This window comes from Stieleria sp. JC731 (assembly GCF_020966635.1).
In the GTDB taxonomy this organism is placed as follows: domain Bacteria; phylum Planctomycetota; class Planctomycetia; order Pirellulales; family Pirellulaceae; genus Stieleria.
On the sequence record NZ_JAJKFQ010000005.1, the window covers coordinates 799,116 to 818,867 of the forward strand.

At 53.1% G+C, this 19,752-nt stretch carries 18 protein-coding genes; 5 read left to right on the forward strand and 13 right to left on the reverse strand.

What is annotated here, in order from left to right; all coding sequences use genetic code 11:
• Nucleotides 1-239 precede the first annotated feature (239 nt).
• The 6 genes from LOC67_RS13935 to LOC67_RS13960 all read right to left on the reverse strand — a co-directional run bounded on the left by LOC67_RS13935 (nucleotide 240) and on the right by LOC67_RS13960 (nucleotide 6,269).
• On the reverse strand, nucleotides 240-1,280 hold the full coding sequence (locus LOC67_RS13935) for a hypothetical protein (RefSeq protein ID WP_230263217.1): 1,041 nt from the start codon (nucleotides 1,278-1,280) through the stop codon (nucleotides 240-242).
• Entirely contained in the window at nucleotides 1,270-2,535 is a 1,266-nt protein-coding gene (locus tag LOC67_RS13940; RefSeq protein ID WP_230263218.1) for a HEAT repeat domain-containing protein, read from the reverse strand. Before LOC67_RS13940 ends, LOC67_RS13935 begins: the two co-directional genes overlap by 11 nt.
• A 3-nt stretch (nucleotides 2,536-2,538) precedes the next feature.
• Nucleotides 2,539-3,141 carry an RNA polymerase sigma factor gene (locus tag LOC67_RS13945; RefSeq protein WP_230263219.1) on the reverse strand — a complete coding sequence of 201 codons (603 nt, stop codon included), beginning with the start codon at nucleotides 3,139-3,141 and terminating at the stop codon, nucleotides 2,539-2,541.
• 215 nt (nucleotides 3,142-3,356) lie between these two features.
• Nucleotides 3,357-4,130 (reverse strand): SDR family NAD(P)-dependent oxidoreductase, encoded by a 774-nt coding sequence (locus LOC67_RS13950; protein WP_230263220.1) that lies wholly within the window; start codon nucleotides 4,128-4,130, stop codon nucleotides 3,357-3,359.
• On the reverse strand, nucleotides 4,127-5,488 hold the full coding sequence (gene hflX / locus LOC67_RS13955; RefSeq protein WP_230263221.1) for a GTPase HflX: 1,362 nt from the start codon (nucleotides 5,486-5,488) through the stop codon (nucleotides 4,127-4,129). Before hflX ends, LOC67_RS13950 begins: the two co-directional genes overlap by 4 nt.
• Nucleotides 5,489-5,741: 253 nt before the next feature.
• On the reverse strand, nucleotides 5,742-6,269 hold the full coding sequence (locus LOC67_RS13960; protein WP_230263222.1) for a MaoC family dehydratase: 528 nt from the start codon (nucleotides 6,267-6,269) through the stop codon (nucleotides 5,742-5,744).
• Between the two features lie 495 nt (nucleotides 6,270-6,764).
• Between LOC67_RS13960 and LOC67_RS13965 the strand changes: the two genes are divergently transcribed.
• Both LOC67_RS13965 and LOC67_RS13970 read left to right on the forward strand, forming a co-directional pair.
• A complete protein-coding gene (locus LOC67_RS13965) occupies nucleotides 6,765-7,919 on the forward strand; it encodes an FG-GAP repeat domain-containing protein (RefSeq protein ID WP_230263754.1) in 1,155 nt (384 codons plus the stop codon).
• Complete coding sequence (locus LOC67_RS13970) at nucleotides 7,916-8,272, forward strand: nucleotide pyrophosphohydrolase (RefSeq protein WP_230263223.1); 357 nt, start codon at nucleotides 7,916-7,918, stop codon at nucleotides 8,270-8,272. The genes LOC67_RS13965 and LOC67_RS13970 overlap by 4 nt, the downstream gene beginning before the upstream one ends.
• A gap of 91 nt (nucleotides 8,273-8,363) precedes the next feature.
• On the opposite strand, the gene LOC67_RS13975 is transcribed toward LOC67_RS13970, so the two are convergent.
• Together LOC67_RS13975 and LOC67_RS13980 are read right to left on the reverse strand one after the other, a co-directional pair.
• The gene (locus tag LOC67_RS13975) at nucleotides 8,364-9,131 is read right to left on the reverse strand and encodes an N-acyl amino acid synthase FeeM domain-containing protein (RefSeq protein ID WP_230263224.1); all 768 of its coding nucleotides are present in this window, start codon (nucleotides 9,129-9,131) and stop codon (nucleotides 8,364-8,366) included.
• 851 nt (nucleotides 9,132-9,982) lie between these two features.
• On the reverse strand, nucleotides 9,983-10,591 hold the full coding sequence (locus LOC67_RS13980) for a hypothetical protein (protein ID WP_230263225.1): 609 nt from the start codon (nucleotides 10,589-10,591) through the stop codon (nucleotides 9,983-9,985).
• A gap of 347 nt (nucleotides 10,592-10,938) precedes the next feature.
• Between LOC67_RS13980 and LOC67_RS13985 the strand changes: the two genes are divergently transcribed.
• Entirely contained in the window at nucleotides 10,939-11,643 is a 705-nt protein-coding gene (locus LOC67_RS13985) for an N-acyl amino acid synthase FeeM domain-containing protein (protein WP_230263226.1), read from the forward strand.
• 86 nt (nucleotides 11,644-11,729) lie between these two features.
• Here the strand turns inward: LOC67_RS13985 and LOC67_RS13990 are convergent, their stop codons facing one another.
• The 5 genes from LOC67_RS13990 to LOC67_RS14010 form a co-directional block, all read right to left on the reverse strand.
• The gene (locus tag LOC67_RS13990; protein WP_230263227.1) at nucleotides 11,730-12,965 is read right to left on the reverse strand and encodes a hypothetical protein; all 1,236 of its coding nucleotides are present in this window, start codon (nucleotides 12,963-12,965) and stop codon (nucleotides 11,730-11,732) included.
• Between the two features lie 54 nt (nucleotides 12,966-13,019).
• Nucleotides 13,020-14,411, reverse strand: coding sequence for an amidohydrolase (locus LOC67_RS13995; protein ID WP_230263228.1), 1,392 nt, complete (start codon nucleotides 14,409-14,411; stop codon nucleotides 13,020-13,022).
• A gap of 167 nt (nucleotides 14,412-14,578) precedes the next feature.
• Nucleotides 14,579-15,358, reverse strand: coding sequence for a class I SAM-dependent methyltransferase (locus tag LOC67_RS14000; RefSeq protein ID WP_230263229.1), 780 nt, complete (start codon nucleotides 15,356-15,358; stop codon nucleotides 14,579-14,581).
• A gap of 3 nt (nucleotides 15,359-15,361) precedes the next feature.
• Nucleotides 15,362-15,862, reverse strand: a complete 501-nt coding sequence (locus LOC67_RS14005; RefSeq protein WP_230263230.1) for a hypothetical protein — start codon at nucleotides 15,860-15,862, stop codon at nucleotides 15,362-15,364.
• A 322-nt stretch (nucleotides 15,863-16,184) separates the two neighbouring features.
• The gene (locus tag LOC67_RS14010; protein WP_230263231.1) at nucleotides 16,185-17,681 is read right to left on the reverse strand and encodes a hypothetical protein; all 1,497 of its coding nucleotides are present in this window, start codon (nucleotides 17,679-17,681) and stop codon (nucleotides 16,185-16,187) included.
• A gap of 849 nt (nucleotides 17,682-18,530) precedes the next feature.
• Here LOC67_RS14010 and LOC67_RS14015 point away from each other — a divergent pair.
• The gene (locus LOC67_RS14015) at nucleotides 18,531-19,022 is read left to right on the forward strand and encodes a type II secretion system protein GspG (protein ID WP_230263232.1); all 492 of its coding nucleotides are present in this window, start codon (nucleotides 18,531-18,533) and stop codon (nucleotides 19,020-19,022) included.
• A gap of 20 nt (nucleotides 19,023-19,042) precedes the next feature.
• Nucleotides 19,043-19,744, forward strand: a complete 702-nt coding sequence (locus LOC67_RS14020; RefSeq protein WP_261366897.1) for a prepilin-type N-terminal cleavage/methylation domain-containing protein — start codon at nucleotides 19,043-19,045, stop codon at nucleotides 19,742-19,744.
• The last annotated feature ends 8 nt before the right edge of the window (nucleotides 19,745-19,752 follow it).

A 19,752-nucleotide genomic window follows, 5' to 3' on the forward strand; every position in this document is an offset into this window, starting at 1 on the left:
ATTGCTTCGTTCCAACTCGGTTTTAGGATTAGCCGTATGGCGTTAGCCACGGTTTCAGTGCAATAACCGGGGCTAACGCCCGTCGGCTGATGATCCGAACCCGTAGTTTTCTATGGAACGAAGCACTAGTGATGCAAAATAAAACCTCCCGCGAACGGGAGGTTGGTCAGTCCAGGTTTCCGAGGCGGTCGCAAAGCCCCTTCTGATGCGTCGCTTAAGCAGGCGATGTTAGTCGCCGATCAATTGCTGCTCACAGGCTTCCAGTGGATCAGTACTGCTAAGTGTGGGAACGCCGCACCAGAATCGAGAATACTTTGTGAGTCGGTCACCGTCACTGATCCAGCGACGGTCCATTGGTTCGGATCAACTGCGACGGAGGTTTGTAATCTGGCGGTTTCGATTTCGATACGATCGGTTGTTTCCCCTGACCCGAAGGTTACCGAAGCAACTTCTTCGGGAGCAGACGCCAATTCGATTCCAAGGCTGATACGGCCAGACTTTCCGTCTTCAGTGATGTCTGGTTTCATTTTCCCAAGCAGTCCCAGCAAGACGGTCTCGATCTTTGGTTGGTAGGCCGAGTTGGAATGACGAGGCGTGTCGATACTTGCGCCGCCGACGACCGGCGTGATGGACATGACATAACTACGACGCAATCCTGAGCAAATTTCTACCGTTTGATGATTGTCACAACGAATGGTCAAACGGGCAGCCGTTTCGCTTGCGGCCAGTGTCGCTAGCTGTGTGGTGTCCGCTTTGACAACCGATTCGATTTGGTCCGGATCCAATTGGACAACACTGACATCAAGCTGAATCGTTGGTGTTGACGTTTTAACCTTTCGAATGGCTTCGAGAAGGTCTGCCAGTCTTTGGTGAACCTCTTCGGTATGTGACACAACCATGATCGATCCGACGATACTAAGGCTACCTCCGATCCCGGCCGTTTCTCTCCATTCCGTTTCTTGGTCGGAAAGGTGAGCAATAGCGAGGGCCTTGAGAGCGTCTCTTGTCATTAGGGTTGGCAGCATCGGTTGATGTCCACCGCCCATACCGATGAATTGAGGAAGGATGTTTTCCGGGATCCGGAATGCCCCGCCTCCGCCCAGTGGTGCCGCTTCGCCGCTGAATCCTCCCATTCCCCCGCCCATAGCGACTGGAGGATGAGACGGTTGACTCGACTCGTCTTTCGAGTCAAGCATCGGTGGGGCATCCAAAAGGTCTGAGATGTTGTAGACCTTCGTCACATAGGTTTGATCGTTTTGCGGTTGGGCACTAGCTGGCACTACTTGGAGCGAGAGAAGCAGTAGCAATAGCATTGCCAACCGGATGTGAGGTGGGCGTTTCTGAAGTATTCGTAGATTCATGGTTCTTTCCTTGGGCTTGTTCAATCCAGAAGAGAAGTCGCTTTTCGATCGCCGAGAAATTGACGCGAGCCGAGTACAGAGAAGGTGACAGGGTTGGTTGAAGATTAGCTTGAGCGATAAAGGCTTTTGCGCGAGGTGTATTACGTGACAGCAACGCGATGTAGGCGGGCTGCTGGTAGCGACCACTGACAATAAGTTCTGCCAATTGCTGATCGATTTGTGGGTTTGAAAGAGAGGCAAAAATGAAAGCCGAAGCGATGCGGACATCTCTGTTGTTCGATCGCATCGCGTGAATCAATGTCGGTAGCTGCTGCAGATTTAGCTCGCTTGCACCAGTCCTGACCGCGGCTCGCCACTGCGTGTTTTGAACCAGTTGCAAAAGCTGCGTGATTGCTTGTGGCTGACTTGATCGTGCGAGTGTTTTGCAAAGTTCGACACGTTCGGCATCCGTTTTCGCTAGTTCGACCAATTGCGAAATGGCTTCTACGGGTGTATCCGAGATCAGTCGCGACCAAGCGATCGGGCGAACCGTTGGGGCATTCAGCCAGTGCAATAGGACCGTTTGGCGGTTGTTGCCAGCCGCCGCGACAACCAAGTCAAAGCTTCTTTGGCGTGCGACCGGGTCAGTGATCTCAGTCACAAGTTGTAGTGTGGAACGCTGAATCGGCGCGGGACTGTTGGAAAGCTGAATCACGGCGGCTGTCCAAGTTGTCGAGCCTTGCGGACCTGCCTTGTGAATGAACTCTGCAAACTGATCGAGCTGAGGATCGGCAGCAGTCTTTGGTGCGGAATCCGTTTGTGTTGTTTCGGAACTGACGTTTTGCTGCACTGCTGCAACGGTTTGTTGATCTTGAATCGCCGGCTGGTCATTCACCGTCGATAGTTTTTCCTGTGGAGTGAACGCTGCAGAATTTTGCGGCTCCCGTACGCCGAGTTCCTTTGAATCCTCTGGTTGCAACCTGGCAACTCGGTCGCCATCGTTTGAAGGTATCAGTGTTAGGATGATCAAACCGATCGCGGCCGTCGCGAGTGCCACACGAAGACGACGTCGGTTCTTTTGTCGCCGCATCACAAATTGGTGCCAATGTTTTTGTGATTCTCCAAGCAACGGATCCGCAACCGATTTGGCCGGATCGGATTGTCGAAGCAGCGAATCAAGTTCGTCGTTTTGCATCGTCTATTCTCCCGCCTGATTGTCGAGGACTGATTGCAGGGAATTCCGTAGTCGCTGTCGCGCGGCATGCAAATTGGCGTGTACGTTCGGTGGATTGGTACCGATAATTTCGGCGACTTGATTAGCCGTCATGCCTTGCCAAACGATCAGTGAAAATACCTCGCGTTGTCGATGAGGAAGGTCCATGACTGCTTCGCGAACGAGTTGTTCGGTTTCGTTATCCGACGCCATCTCGGTCGGACCACGTTGTGGATCGGCTACCGAGGCGAGTAATTGGGAAAGATCATTTGGGTCGGTTTGAACAACTTGGTCACGTCGATGCCGGCTGTCTCGAATTGCATCGCGAACACAATGAATCAAAATTCGAATCAACCAAGTTTCGACATGAGATCGCCCCTGGAATCGCTGCCAAGATTTAGATGCCTTCAGCAATGCGTTTTGTAGTGCGTCGCTGGCGAGATCTTCTTCATTGGCCAACCGGCGAGCTATTGCGACCAAACGAGGCAAACACGCGTCAACAGCTTGAGCGAACTGCTGCTCGCTAAGCTTGTTTGACATCGCTGACTCCCGAGCGTGTTCACGCCCGAATAGTCGATGTCGATCCATCGTTTTCGAGATCGCAGAATCCATTGATTCCCCCGGCGGTAATTGGCGCTTACTATGTTAGACCAATCGCGCGGGGTGATTCTAAAACGAAAAACGGTTGTTTTTTAGAAAACGTGTCTAGAAATGGTTCGCTGGTGTTCAGCCGTGTGCAAAAAGGCAATTCGAGAATGCCTTTTCGTCTTGCTTGCTGGAATGCACGCACCGGGTGCCAACTCCTAGCGTTGCTTTAGCATCCAACTTAAAAGCGATGGGACAAGTCGATCGGCTAGGACCAGCAACTTGCCTCCGACACTGAGAATGACTTCCCGTCGGCGGCTCGCAATGGCCTTCAGCGTTGCGTTTGCAACTCGATCGGGTGACCAGCTTCCCAGACTTTTACTGCTGGCGCCCTCGGAATCGATCAAGACATTGAAGAACTCGCTGCGTGTCGTGCTGGGGCTAATCAGTGTCACCGCGATTCCATGCCTTTGTAATTCGGTACGCAAGGAATCCGTCCAGCCATGCATTGCGAACTTGCTTGCACAATACTCGCTCTTCTGGGGAACTGCACAATGTCCGAGAACGCTGCCGATGTTACAGATCACCCCATCGCCGCTGGCTTTTAACATCGGCAATAGCGTACGGGTAAGTTCTGCTGGGGCGAAGAAGTTGACTTCCATAACGTCGCGAAGGCGTTCCGGTGAAGCATCTTCAAACAGTCCGATCGCCCCGACTCCGGCATTGTTGACGAGCAAGTCGACGTGCCCGCGGTCTTCGCAGATCGCTTCGCGGATACGTTTTCGAGTTTCCTCGCTTGTGATATCGCCTGCGATTGGGATTAGATTCCCACCGGCAATTTCATCGAGACGATCTGCACGGCGGGCAACCGCGATCACCCGGCATCCGTGCTGCAAAAGTTGTTCGGCCAAGCAACGCCCGATACCACTACTGGCACCGGTCACGACGGCCAGCTTTCCCTCGGCTGACCAAGATCGTTTTAGCAGGTTCATGCGACGTCGGTCGCAGGCGATGTTGGCACGTCATCGTCTAAGTCGATCGCGGGGACAGATTCCACGGTAGGTTTGGATTCTGTAACCGGTCGATATGAAAGTGAATGCTTGCGAATCATTCCCATGGCGGATACCGGCAGGCGGACTCGCACCTTCACCACTTCGGGCTCGAACGTTTGCGAAGCGATTTCACCCTTCGATGCTAGAAACGAAAGAAGCTTTCCGTCGCTAGGAGCAACCTCGATGTCGAGGTCCATAAACTCACGACCCAGGGCATCGCCGACAGCTTCGATTAGTCCTTGAAATCCTTTACCGTCTCGGGCGCTGACTGGGATCGCATTCGGATAGCGATCCAGCACTCGATTTAGCATGGCAGGTGATTCGATTGCGTCGACTTTATTCAAGACAAGCAGCGTGTCCTTTTCTTCAATCTGTAACTCGCTTAGCACTTTGTAGACCGCGCTAATCTGACCGAAGACGTCTGGGTTGCTTGCGTCGGCAACGTGAAGCAGCAGGTCCGCTTGCCGGGTTTCCTCGAGCGTGGATTTAAAACTGGCAACCAGCGAGTGGGGAAGGTCACGAATGAATCCCACAGTATCGCTTAGCAAAACGGTACCCCACTGAGGCAAATGCCAGCGGCGTGTCCGTGTATCAAGCGTTGCGAAAAGTTTGTCCTCCGCCAACACCTCCGCTTCGGTCAAAGCGTTCATCAGGGTGCTTTTTCCGGCATTGGTGTATCCAACGAGCGAGACCGTCGGGGCATCGCGACGTGATGCGACTTGCCTTTGACGCCGGGATTCGACTTTACCGAGTTCTTGCTTTAAATCGTGGATTCGTTTTTGAGCCAAACGACGGTCGACTTCGAGCTGCTTTTCACCCGGACCACGCATCCCAACGCCCATCGATTGACGGGAAAGGTGAGTCCACAATCGCTTTAGCCGAGGCAGCGAGTATTCCAGTTGTGCCAGTTCGACAGCGAGTCGCGATTCATGCGTTCGTGCACCCGCAGCAAAGATATCGAGGATCAATTCGGTTCGATCGAGTACCTTCGCGTTGACCTCCCTTTCAAGGTTGCGTACCTGTCCAGGAGTCAATTCATTGTCGAAGATCACGACATCAGCTTTAGTCTTTTCGACCAGCTCGCGAAGCTCATCGACTTTACCGCGTCCCAAATAGGTACCGTGGTCAACCGTGGCTCGCTTTTGGATCAGTTCGGCGACAACCTGAGTTCCGGCGGTGGTCGCTAATCCGTGTAGTTCTTCGAGTGGATCGGAAGAGACACTGCTGTCTGGCAGGATGAGACGAGCCAAGACGCTGCGTTCGGGGGTGTCATCAATGACAGTGTGTTGTTCGCGCACTTAAAAAAAGGGCCTCAAGAAACATCGGGGAGTGGAAACGAGAGGTGACGCGTTCCACTTCAGTATAGCCTAACCACGGTGTGCTGACGAAATGTCAATGTCCGCAGGACATTTCCTGCGGATGCATACCGTGGACCGAATGGGATCTTGGGGGACTAAATCACTGGTTTTCTCTTGGAATCAATATGCCGATGTCGTTTTAATCAGAGGATTAATGGACAAGAGCGTTGGAGTCCAAGGCGGGTTCGCCGATTTATCGCGGTTTATTTGCGCGAGATTTTCGAGCCACCAAGGTGACAAATTGGCCCTGTTGAACCGTTCGTCCGGCTTCATTGACAAGACTACGTTGCCAGAACACCTTTACCGCTCGACGTCCGTGAGGCTCGATATTCACGATCTCGTTTTTCGCCTGAACCCGGTCACCGAAGAATACGGGGGCCAAGAATTTCCAGTCATCGATACTGACCAGCGCCAGCGTGGCAGCGTGGGGGTGGTTCGTGCCTAGTCCGGCGAGAACACTGAGGCCCAGCAGCCCATGGGCGATCGGTTTGCCAAATGGGGAGTCTGCTTTTTCATCGTGAATCGGGGTGTGGTCGCCCGTCAACGACGCGAATTGGCAGACATCGTTTCCAGAGATTTCTCGATACTCTGTTTCCCAAATATCGCCTTCGGATAGGTCTTCCGCGTACAACGGCGAGTCGATTTCGATTGGCGGCCGTTGCGGATCCGTAGAGCTGTCAATCGAGCTTCCACGTAGATCCTCAAGCTCAGACTCATTCATGGAGTTGCTGATCACGCTCAAGGTTACCTGAAGGGGGCCGAGGGGTGCTTTTCAGTTAAATACAGCGGGTGCCAAAATCGGCAGCCCATCGTTCGCCGCTATCACGACAAAGACAAGCCCGTGCCATAGAACTTGAACGATCAGATCACCGTCGCACATTCAGAAAAGACTGAACAGCTCTCGCACCCCGCTGGTAGCCGGAGTGCACATCATGTCGGCTGAACTTCGCCTGCGATAGCGTTCGCGGCGGAGTTTTTATCGAAAACTTTGGTTTTTCCCGCCAATTTCGGTCTGCGCGAAGAATGCCGATGGTTCGGTCTGAGAAGATTTGGAGGGGACGGTAAAATACCGATCTCCGGAACATCCGTTCCACGAACCTACCTCCCTAGTTCTATCCCACCTTATCCCGTCATGAAGTTGCAATTATCACCCTACCGGCAGCACCGTTCCTCAAACAGCTTTTTCGCTCGCACCTACCGAGTCATAGCGATTGCGATGGTTGTTCTTGGTGCGCAAAACTTAAGAGCTGAAGACCCGTTGCAGTTCGACATACGAATGCTTGCCCTCGATGCAAACGAAGGCATCGCGGCTGGCGATGTCGATGACGATGGCGTGACGGATTTGATTGCTGGAAGGGCTTGGTTCAAAGGCGGCGATTGGGCGGCGCGTCCGTTGCGCAATATTGATGACTGGAATGGATACGTGCAAAGCAATGGTGACTACCTGTTCGACGTCAATGCTGACGGGAAGCTCGACGTGGTTGCGGGCTCGTTCATCCCAAGCGAAGTCCACTGGTACGAAAACCCAGGCGAGGAAGCTCTTCGTCTTGGCAAGCAATGGCCCCAGCATCTGTTGCTCGACACAAAGCAATCGCAAAACGAAGGGCAACTGTTTCAAGACATTGATGGCGATGGACGCCCTGAATGGATCGTCAACAGTTGGAAGAAAAATTGCCCGGCCTTCATCTACCGCTTGGTCGAAAAAGATTCTTCGGGGGGCAAGGCAGACGGTTCCGCAGCTAAGTTTGAGCTGGTTGGGCATGCCCTTGGTCAGTCTGGCAACGGTCACGGTGTCGCTGTCGGTGACCTAAATAATGACGGAAAGCTGGATCTGATGGTTGGCCAAGGCTGGTACCAACAGCCGGCCAACGATCCTTGGTCGCAGCCTTGGCAATTTCATGCCGATTGGGATTTGCACAGTTCACTTCCGATGATCGTCGAAGACTTGGACCAAGATGGCGATAGCGACGTCATCATCGGCAACGGTCACAACTATGGGCTGTATTGGTGGGAACAAGTCAGTATTGATTCAGAAACCGGCAAGATCGAGTTCAAAGAACACATGATCGACGATCGCTATTCGCAGCCACATACCTTGGCGTGGGCGGATCTGGACAACGATGGGCAGAAAGAACTGATCACTGGGAAACGCTATTACGCTCACAACAGCAATGACCCCGGAGGCAATGAAGCGCCTTGCCTGTACTATTACCGCTGGAATCAGAAATCAAAATCGTTCACCCGCTTTACAATCGACGAAGGGCATGTCGGATGCGGCTTGCAAATCGTTGTCGAAGATCTAAACGGTGATTCCAAAGTCGATCTGGCTGTCGCTGGAAAAAGCGGAACATACCTACTACTTGCGAAATGAATTTCGAGACAAGCGGAAACGAACAGCTTACGATCAGCCAAGCACAACAGGACGTCCACGATTGGATTCAAAACATCGGTGTGCGCTACTTCGATGAGATGACCAACCTCGCTCAGTTAGTCGAAGAAGTCGGCGAGGTCGCAAGGATTCTTTCACGTACCTGTGGTGAGCAATCCTATAAGTCGTCGGATGTCCCTGGAGACCTAGCCGATGAATTGGCCGACGTGCTGTTCGTTACCATTTGCTTGGCAAACCAGTCAGGCATTGATCTGACAAAAGCATTGCGTGCAAATCTGGACAAAAAGACGAAACGCGATCGCGATCGACATCGAAACAATGAAAAGCTTCGATAGTCGATCACGTCTCTTATCACTCGGATTCCTGCTTGCAACAGAGGAAGATCGCTCTGTTGCAGGCATGCTTCTGCGGCACCTTCGAGTAGTTCTATCCAGCCGGTGCGTAGCTTGCCCGTAGCCGCTCATGGAATCGCGTCGGTGTGGCAATGTCAGCACGCATGTACTGTCCTGGTGCACCGCTGACTTCTTGGCATTCAAACGGTTCGCCAATCGGCACAGCATTGAAAATCCGTCGATAAAGCTTTGCGTGGCGTGGGTGCGCGATCGCATCCATGTGTGTCAGTCCAAACTGAATTGCGGTTTGATGCATCAAACCGGTTAAAGCTAGGAAGACCGAACGGTACGAAGACGTAGCTCCACCATTCGCGGATTCGTGTTCAATCGCAAGTCGACAGACTCGGCCAATTTTCATTTGATCAAGACAGCTTCCTTGATCCGTCGGGTTCAACGGGCTTTCGATTTGCGCGGTCGGTGTTAACAGAGTGACGGTGCCGCAGATGACTTCATGACAATCAGGTTCTGCCGAAGCGGCGATCGATTGGAAGCCTCTTTTTCGATCGTACCAGTATTGGGTGGTTCGAAAGGCCAAGAAGACATTCGCTGTCCATTGTTCATTTTCTTCAAAAACGATCGGCGAGGCCGCGATTTTGACCGGACTGGTTCTCAGTGGTGAGTCGCTTAGCAACCCGACGTCTTGATAACGTTGTTGCCGGAATTCTTCAGCACGTTGCAAGTCAGCCTGAGTTTTTGCTTTTCGGCAGCGTACCGATTGCTGGACTTTAACTTTGGTGGACAGGAACTGCCGAGCCTGATCGCGAAGACGTGATAGGCGGGGGCGACCGTCGATTAACTGCATGTCATTCCCTCGTGCATGGAACAATGAGAGGTGGGGCAGCCTTACTGCGAATCCAAACCGCTAGAACGCGGCGCAGCGAGGCTTGCTTCGACAGAACTGCGACACCCATGTCACTCTTTGACTTGGGTTCCGGCGTTGTTTCACCGGCGTGAACGAATCCGAATCGCTAGGAGAGAAGGGAGATAAGAATGGGAGCGGAGGCACTCATAGCCTGCTCGGTCCCGCCGTGGATTTTAACGATTATCTGCTTTGGGATGCTTGGTCAAGTCGAGTAATCTGCTGGAATCTTAGCGGTTAGGCCGACTGGGATGTGTGCCGCTAGCCCTGGGGATGATGGACGAGTGTGCGGAAGCATTCGAGGATCCCCTGGATCGGGTTTTCGAAATTCGCCAAAGCAGTTTGCGTAAACCATGTCAATGCAGTGGCTTACAGCTGGGCCCGTTTTATCCAGTGGTGTTTTCAAGGCTTGCGGAAGGACACGCTTGGCGGTGGCCGAAAATCTAGATCGTGACTTCATGACCAGATATTTTTATTCAGAAAAGTTTGAAAAGCCGGTTCGTTACCCCCTGCCGATGGGCGGGGCACGCGATGCGAACACATGGAAGCCAATCCGAATTTTGTTGGCTAACGAAGTTCAACCGCAAACGAACCAGTTCTCTGGCAGGGCTTGGAAGCTGTCACTTGTCGAACATTGACGAGCGTTTAAAGCTTGGCTGTGCCAGAGATGCACGTTAGACCGGGACCATAAAGAACAAGTTCCACAAATCGAGAAATTCTCGAGTTGGGATTTTCTTCGGCTGCAATCTGAAATTGCTGAGCCGTCATCTGAATTGGCTAGAACAGTGATTCAACTAAGATTGCGAATCTGCGGGCAAGCTTGGTCCGGTTCGATAGAGAAGAAACGGGATCGTGCGTCGGAGTTTTTTCAGACTTGGTTTCCAGGGGCCGAAGGTTCCCATTCCCAGCAGCATGTCGTCTGATAAGACGCGCAGCTCCCCGCGAAGCCAGCAGATCGCACCACGGTTTCGTTTGCGATAGTCAAGGACGAAAGCGGTCCCGCTAACGACATTCGAACCCGCAATATACGTGTCCATCGGCAGCTGGATCTTCCGCTTCGCAGGCGTTCCGAAAACGTTGTAGCCTTCGCCAGCGGTTTCAGTGATCGGACGGAATCCTTTGCCAAGCCACGGACCTTTGCTGGAAAACATCTTCCGAACGATCGATGTCGAGAAGCGGTCACCCTGTGAAAGCAACACCGCGCCATATTCCGCATCGACATTTGAAATATTTGGTGGCACTAATTCGTGGTACACCATCTTCAGCTCAAATCGTTCGAGAGCTTTCAAGTGATCCACCGTTTGACAGTCTTCAGCGTTGAGAAGGCGTCGCCATTCGGCTTCGCAACCGTTGGTTTCGGAAGAGGTTGGAATCGTATTCAGATCAACGATTGATGCATTCATGCGACAATTGGGGCTCAGTCGGAGATGAAGGCTCAAAGCCCAGTGTCTGGCCCTCTCAATGGGACCAGCGAAGGGCGACAAGGTTAGTTTGCGTGTGATCTGGATCTTCAGGACGATGCCGTCTAAACGGAATCGGACCCTGCTTTTGCGGGATCGTTGAACTAGCAAACCTCCTTTTGGGATGGCAAGGGGAATCCACAGGACTGCTCATTCGTCAACCGGTGGGGACGCGTTAACTCATTGGGAAAATATGACTTACGTTGATTCATGAGGGTAGTTGTGATAAACGTCTCGCGGCCGCTAGACCGATAGTAGGGGCAAAGGATTTTGTCTAAAGAAGACCAAGCATGATGCAAACCACCGTTCTAACAGGGCGTTTTCGCACGCCGAACTCCGAGAAACCTTCGGTGTTCTGTGTTCGCGCGACGACCTCGAATCAAATGGTAAGCGGTCGCCGGCTGTGGACCTCGCAGTTTCAAAAAGCTGGATTAATCGATGATTCGAGGGTTAGTTCTCGCGAAGCAGAGTCGCTATCGATCATCGGAAAGACACTGCCAGAGCAATGGACTTCCGTTTCAATCAATGCTTACCAGGCAGGCAGCCGCGTTCCCAAAGGGGTTGAGGATCGCTCAACAGGCAAGGCCACTTCGCAGTCTAGATTTGATGGCGTTTGTGGAACCGTGACGCTCCTCGTTCCCAAACGAACAGACTTGACGGTCGGAAAAATTACGCGTTTGGCAATCGATAGCTCGCAACAGGCTCAATCAGGAAGCCCGATCGCCTATCGCTGCGTCTTTTTAGAGCTGACCAGTTTCTTGTACCAGACGGCCGTTGAATACGGCCTGACGGATTTAGAAGCCATCGTTCACCCGCGACACGCAAAGCTGTACCGGCGGGTATTCAACGCGAAACCGATCGGCAAGCCGTTCGATTGTGAAGCCGTCGCCGGTGCACCCGCGCAGTTGATGCGGGCAGACATCAGAGATCCAAAACTGTTCCATCCGAGATTGCGCGAATGCTATGTCGAGCGTTCGAGCCAACGTGCGGCGTAGGACAATCGGGGTCGGGAAGTTCCGACAATCTGCTTTCGAAAGCATCGATTTCGACGCACTGGTTTTTGTAGACTCGACAGACCTCGTTACTGTTTCGGTTCGATGACCGATGTTTTCACAGGGCTGCCGTCAGGACGAGTTAATCGAAACTGGAATTGATAGTCCTGTGCCCATGGTTCCGTTTGTGCATTCTGCAGCACTTTGATCATCACCGTGTTTTCACCCTTTGACAAAGTGCACGGTGCAACATATTGGTCGATACGTGATCCCGAGTGGTAGACTTCGTTACTAGTGACGAGCTTGCCATTGACCCAGACCTTGTTCGCCGTAATGCAACCGAGTCGGATCTGAGCTTCGAAGTCTGCTGACTCGCTGTCGGTGGAGAAGCGGCAATAAACGTAGGCCGTTGCATCCTTTGCGTTTTTTAAGGGAGCGTTGAGGTCAACCATTCCCAGCTTGTCATCACTATCGATTCGCAGCCATGTGACTGGTTGGCCGTCTTTGCCTTTCTCCGTCTGCGGTTCGCCAGGACCCGTTGTTGCGATTGGTGATCCAGATTCTAAGTAGCGTTGTTCCGGCGTGTACTCGGTGTCAAAATTCTTGCTGTCTGTATTGTCGAATGGACCGATGGCCCACCACTGCGTCATCATGCCAAGCGTGTCCGCGAGATCGACTTTAACACCAAGATCGGAAAGCATCGCTGTTGCTTTCTCCAGTTGATTGGCGCTCCTGGCGTTTTGCACAACTTGTTGAAGCGTCTCTTTTGCTTCGCCCGGAGACTCGTCTTTTTGCTTTTCGGCAGCGTCGATGAGGGATTGGATCTTGAGGTAACGAACCGGAAGGGACGGATCGGTCGCGGCATTCGCTAGCAGCTTCGCTTTGGCATCATTGTCATTGCCGACAAGCAATTGAAATGCGACGTAACGGGCATCGGCATCACCGCTGCGATCATTGAAAAATTTCAGTAGCTCAGATTCAGGGAATTCACCGTTGTCGGCGACGTCAGCAGCCAACGCGCGAAGCCAGTTCCGGCCTCGCTGGCTGGCGTCGTTGAAGCCTGATAGCACATCGGTAATTTCAGTGCTGGGGAGCGACTGTAGTTGCCGAACCGCTTTGGATGCCGCCTGATCAGCCTCATCGGTTCCGTCGGTCGAGGCAATCACTGCGAGGAGTTCACGATTGTTAGCGTTCGCGTTGTTCTCGGTCGCGAAGACGGAACAAACGATGCTGATGGAAAAGATGATATTGGCTCGAACGCTCATTGGATTCTGCGAATAAAGAGTATCGGGACAGCGAGCCCCTGTGGTGCGTTTGGATGACATTCTACCCATTCGCAAACCAGTGACGGTGCGATGCTTTGGCGAACTTTAATCAGACTACTGTGGAGGCATTAATTCGATCAGTGCGATGATCGTCGATTCGACTCCACGTTTCACCGATGGTTCGGGCGTGATTTTGAATAGCGGAGAATGATGGCTGGGCACCATCTCGCCACCATTGGCTTCCGTTTCAAACGCTTCGGCGGGCGTTCCGCCGATTCCCCAGTAAACCGATGGGATATCTGGCGAGGTCGTGAAGAAAGGAAAGTCCTCTGCACCCATGCCTTTTTGATTTTCCGAGATAACGTGCTCAGCGCCGATCTTTTCGACCCAGGCGTTTCTTAACCGCTGTGCAAGCTCTGCATTGTTGAAGGTTGGCGGCACACTCTCTTTTGATACTTGAACTTCAGGAAGCTTGTCTTCGGGAAGCCCCGCAACGCGTCCCATGTTGGTTGCGATGCGCCGGATACCGTCAAGCAAAGTTTGACGCGTTTCGGCGTTGGTGCTTCTGACGGTCAGTTGTAGCTTTGCCTGATCGGAGATGATGTTGTGTTTTGTGCCTGAATGAAACGAGCCAACCGTGACAACGCCTGCTTCACGTGGTGCGATCTCTCGCGAGACCAAGGTTTGAAGTGCCAATACAATTTGGCTTGCGAGAACGATTGGATCCTTTCCACGGTGTGGGCTGGCACCGTGCGCTCCGACTCCATGGACGGTAATGTCAACGGTATCTGACCCTGCGTAGGGACTGCCATCGACGACGTTGATCACGCCAGCTTCGTTCCTTGCCGAAACATGGAATGCCAATGCGAAATCAGGAACTCCGAATCGCTCCCAGAGTCGATCTTGTTTCATCGCCCGGGCGCCTGCGATGCGTTCTTCCGCAGGTTGAACGATCAGCATTAGCGTTCCTGACCATTGATCGCGATGGGACGCCATGTACCTTGCCGTACCAACCATGCTGGTGATATGCACATCGTGACCACAAGCGTGCATCACAGAAACGACGTTCCCCGTGATGGGGTCTTCTTGGGTCGCTTTGGATGCGTATTGCAGACCGGACTTTTCTTCAACCGGCAGCCCATCCATGTCGGCCCGCATCATGACTTTGGGGCCGGGACCATTGGCGAGCATGGCGACAACGCCGGTGCCTCCGACGCCTTCGGCTACGTCAAATCCAACCGCACGAAGCTCACGGGCCATTCTCGCCGCCGTCTTGTACTCAACCAGTGACAATTCAGGGGTCTGGTGGAAATGCACAAACAAGTCAGCCAAGTATTCGTCGTAGTCGCTGGCGACCGCTTCACGCACAGCGGACTGGCCTTGTGAGTATCCGCTGGTGCAATAAGACAAGCTACAGGCGATCGCCGCTGAAAAAGCGATTCGGTGAGCCCAAGATTTCGAACGGGGCCGCTTGGTTGATCTGGCGAGCGTTGTCGAACTGACCATGTCGTATTCCACTAGAGCTGAATTGTTCGTGAGAACAAATCATAACGCCCCGAGCGGCGATTGTCCCCGACCGACAAATTAGCCGAAGAGGCGAGGGCGTGTCTCGCAGAACAATCACCACTTTGCGAAGTCGACGAAACGGCAGCAGTTCAGAGCATCGATTGACGTTAGACGTTTTTCTTCCGAAGAACGAAAAGGCCTTCCAGCAGTTCCTTGTCGAACGGCAGCGGGTCATCGATGTCATAAGCGAAATCGAATGATTCGACCAATTCCCAGCGATCGGCGACTTTCTTAAAAAGCCGTTTCAATTGGGTCGGTGTGTAGAGCCGAAGCGGAAATTCGCTTTCGATCTTAATTTTTTCACCGCTACTTCGTTTCGCGACCAAGTTGACCCGCAAGGTTTCCAGCCGTTTTTTCTCGTCGGTATGCGGAACGCGGATGGTTGTCTTCAGTTCGGTTCCCGCGTGACGAATCGTAAAGCGTTCGACAACCGCTTCGTACTCTTCTTCAGGAGTGAGGTGCATCCCCAGTATGTACAGGCCACCGGGAGCGATCGCGTCTCCCATCGTCTGCAAATGCGTCACCGCATCTTTTTCCGTTAGCAGGTGCCTAAATGTGTTGTAGGTGCAGAATGCGGCGTCAAACGATTTTGGGGCGTCGATCGATGTCATGTCGCCAAGAATGCACGTCGCTTTTAAGCCCCTACGTTTCAGTTTCCGCTCGGTGTACTTGAGCATCGCTTCGCTGAGATCGATCCCCGTGACATCGTAGCCGCGGGCCGCCATCGCAACGACTAAACGACCGCTGCCGCTGCCCGGTTCGATCAAACGCTTGATGGGGCGATCTGCAAAACGTTGAAATGCTTCCTCAAAGAATTCGACTTCGACCGGCGTTTCATCGCGAAACAGCATGTCAAAGTATTGGGGATAGTCGTACCACTTTGCCATGGATCACTTCGCTTCGTTGTTGTCGGATTGGCCAGGTTCAACTGGCTTCTGAGGTGCGTCTTCAAGTTGAACGATTTTGCCAAACATGTGACCGCCGTGTTCACCGTGTTGCCAAGTTCCGGCATAGCGACCTGACGTCTCGCCCGGTTGGATTAGCACTCGCGCATCGAAGGTTCCCATCCCGGGGATCCAAAGCGAGTCCAACGTGATCACCGGCGTGTTGCCTGACCACAGCACTTTCAGGTCCAGTGGAACTTCTTGATCGACGCTGCCGTACTTGATGTGTGCTTTGAAACGGTACAGATCAGGCGTCGAAAGCTTTTCGCACGCGCTGATGGTGTAGGTTTCTGTTTTGGGGCCCGAGTCTTTGCCGTCGACTGTGAACTTGCCAATAAACTGAGTGCCACTGAGGTACTTGGCGAGTTTTGTTTCGCGAGACTGTGTTTCGGATTCGGGGGCGTTCTCTTGCGCGTTGGCTTTTTGCGTGTTAGCAACGTTTGGCATTATTGCTACGAACAGCAGCAACGCAGCACAACTAGGGAAGCAGAGACGTCGAGACATGTTCTAGTTCCTCGCAATTTGGATTTGGCATCAGACGTTCGGCACTGCATCTTTATAGCGCTTGGGCGATCATCATGCGATACCGCGAGTGTTGAATTGGCGATGAAGTTACCTTGCCAGATGCACTCGGTTCTCCTTAGACAAAAAAAGGACCGCGTCTGCTCGAGACGCGATCCTTTCGAAAAGTCAGCGGAGTTGACAGTTGGCAAATCGTAATGGGCCTAAGTCCAAAGCCGACTGTCGGGTAAGATCACAGGAACCAATATCACTGCGGACGCAGGATGTCGCCCAGAGCATTACCGCGTTGGACTCGTTCTTGTTGATCGGTGAAGATCGATGGCAAGTCGGTTGGACGACGACGAGTGACACCTGTTGCACTTCGCGGTTGGTTGTCCTCGGCACGAGCAGCTGAGCCCAAGGGAGTTGTCAGGGTGTCATCGATCGACTTTAGGAACGCTTCTAGTTTCCAAGCCGGAATGACCGTGACACCAGCTTGGTTGGCACGTTCTTTAGCACGTCCGATATCTGCAATGATGGCGGCACTTCGTGCGTCGTCGGCATCACCGAGCTTTGGTGATTCACCGACAACCAAAAAGCGAACACTTGGATCGATTCGTCCGCTTTGCTGGCCGTTGTCAGCGATTTCCGCACCGGCGGCACGGACCATGCCTTCAAGCTGTGCGTTATCTGGCTTGCTGTCTCCGTCCAAGTCGATAGGACCGGCAAGTGCGATCTTTACGGTACGTCCTGGAGCCCAGAATGGCGAGTAAACCGCGTCACCTTCGATAATCGGGCTGCTGATTTCGGGAAGGCCGATCACGCGTGCTTCTGCCAGGTGTGGTCCAAGAACTCGAGTGACTTGGATCGATGCTTTGACTTTGGCGTCCTGCAGACGTGAGGTGTCATCGCGCGAGATTACGCCGAAGGTCACTCCGCGTCGCAATGCGTCAGCCGATCCTAGATTGATCGACACGATGTTGCCGTCTCGAAGGACATAACGAACTTCGCCTTGGACTCGTTCGAAGCTACCGGCGCCACGAAGTTCATTGATTTGAAGTTTCTGAGCGTCGATGGTTGTTTCTAGGTTTGCAATTTGATCACCCAGCTTCTTTTGCGCCGCAGCTGATTTTTGCTGCAAGGTCTGGTAGTTGATTTCGCTTTTGCGTTTGCTGTCCTTGGCCTGCTCCATCTGGGTGACCATATCGTTTCGAGCGGCGGCGAATTGTGTTCGCTCGTCGTCGAGTTGCTTGGCCAAGTTCTCTCGCTCTTGTTCAGCCTTTTGCTGAGCCGAGCGGGCCGCGTTTACGTCCGTTTCTGCTTGGATCCGGATTTTGCTCGCTTCATCACGTGCGGTGCTGTACTGCGCGTTGCGGTCCCGAATGATGTCGGTGAAGTAGTCGGTAAGCTTGCCGTAGTGTCGATCCTGGATCCCGACATCTTGGCCATACACCTGCATGTCGGTGAAGAACTGCTGGGCAACGGTGTCAAAGTTCGCGTCGCCGCTGTTCATCTCTTTGAACGCGTCGAATTCGCTTTGCGTCATCTGGTCGCCGCCGACCATCTTCATCAGTTGATCGTTTCGAGTCTGTGCGTCACGCAATTCGTTTTGCGCGTTCGTCAAACTGTCTTTGACCTTCAACTGGGCGCCGGCCTGGCCGCTTCCCCAGCTCCAAAGAATAAAATTCAAAGCGAGCGAGAGAACTAAGAAGATCAGGCAAGTGATGAGACTGCCGCGAATCACTGAATCGTCGCGTGCCGCCATAGCAAATTTCCGGGCGAAAAGTGGAGGGGACGGGAGGAACCGATGGACTGGACGAGCAGAATCCTTTCGCCGAACGCCTTGTGTCTGTAGCGGCGCCGCGAAGGGAGTCCATCCACAGAATATTCAGAAGTCCGCACCATTCTAGCACTTCTGTTACAGAATAACCGCGTAAGCTGGACAATCTGGAGCGGATTTGGGGGTCGTAGCTCAGAAAGTGGGTGTGCGATCGGCAAAACTGCTCGGCAAGGCAGGCCGTATTCCCCCCGCTTCCTATTTCGAGGTCAAGTCGGTTTACCAGAGGCAATGGACTGTTCCATGGCGTCGTTGCCCCTCCTGCGAGTAGTGGGGGCTAATGTGGTTGGAGCGGACGTCTCACGATGGGATCGCATCACTTTCGCCATCGGCCCGTCGCTGACACTCGTTTGTGCAACTGCTCCGCGAATAATCACCTGCTCGGCGAATTAATCGCCCATCCTTTTGACGAGCTGAGCCTTACAGGGAACCAAACTCGGGCGGGATTTGAATCAGGTTGATGCTCGTCGATCAATTCCAACTATTATCTCGCGCTATCGCATGTTTCAAAATCCGTCTGGTCTGATGCAGCAATCACGTTGAGAACTGCTCGTACCGACGGAACTTTCACCACCGATCGCGGTTAAGATATGTGGTGTGCTTCGGCAATCGTCCCCTCTGGTGGTTGGCGATTGGCGTTCAAATCAGCCGCAGAACGGCTCGCACTTGTCGTTTGTGAGTTCATACGCTGGCCAATTTGCACACTGCGGGGGGCAAGGAACTCTCCCGGACCACATCGCCAAACCTCAGTCCATTTCGATTTAAATCAGTCCACTCATGCAATCACATCACATTTTGCAGTCGTCAACACAACCTGTTCGTAGTGCTTCCAAACGGATCGTTTCCAATCGAATTCGCGGCCGTCAGCAACGTCGTGCGGCCTCACGCGGCGGCTTTACCTTGCTGGAACTGTTGCTGGTGCTTGCAATTCTGATCGTTCTCGGCGGTATCGTTGCCGTGAACGTTGTCGGAACACGTGACAGTGCAAACGTCGATGCGACAACGACACAGTTGAAAATGCTGAAAAGCAACATCGACATGTATCAAATCCGTATGGGTGGGATGCCACAGTCGCTGGAGGAACTCAAAGATGGGCCTCAGGATTCAGCTAAAAAAGCAAAGTGGGTTGCCCCGATCATCACCGAGATTCCAACTGACGCTTGGGGAAATGCGTTCGAATACAAAGCCAGCGGAAACAGCTATGAGATCCGCAGTGCTGGCATCGACGGTCAGATGAATTCCGACGACGACATCGTGGTCACTCCGTAGTACGTGACGTAAACATGCGAATGGTCGGCATCAAACGAGCAACCGCCGGACGGATCCCGTTCGGCGTTTTCCTTTGCAGGGCAACATCCCGATCACCAAAGAGTGTTCGAGGTGGTTTCACGCTGCTGGAGCTGCTGCTCGTCCTAGCGATTATGTCGGTGCTCGCTTCAGTGGCGCTACCGCAGATCGCTTGGCTATTGGGCGACCGGCGTGTTGTTCGCGGTGCCAAAATTGTCCGCGAAGAGCTGATGCTGGCTCGCATCGACGCCATGCGTGAAGGCCGCATCATGATGTTGGACGGAATGTTGGAAGGCGGATCGATCCGAGTTCGGCCCTACGTTTCGCTGGCGGATTCGGTTAACGCGGTTGATCAGACCGGTTCACAATCTGCAATGCTTAACGGGGCCGATCAGGGGCAATTTGTGACTCTGATTCAGGACCCTTCCGATACCCGCGAGGTAACCTTGCCCGAAGAGGTGACGGTGCAATCGGTCAACGTCGTCGCGACCGCGCGTGCGCTCCAAGTTCAGCAGTCAAACGTTCAGCAGGCAAACCTGAGCGACCAAGCTGGTGGGTATAGCCAACCGGTATTGTTTTATCCCGATGGCACAACAAGTACTGCCGCGATCACGTTAGCCCATCCTGTTCACGGTCAAATTACGGTCAAACTTCGCGGGATCACTGGGGACGTCACCATCAGTGATATTGGACCGCTGCAATAAACCGCCTC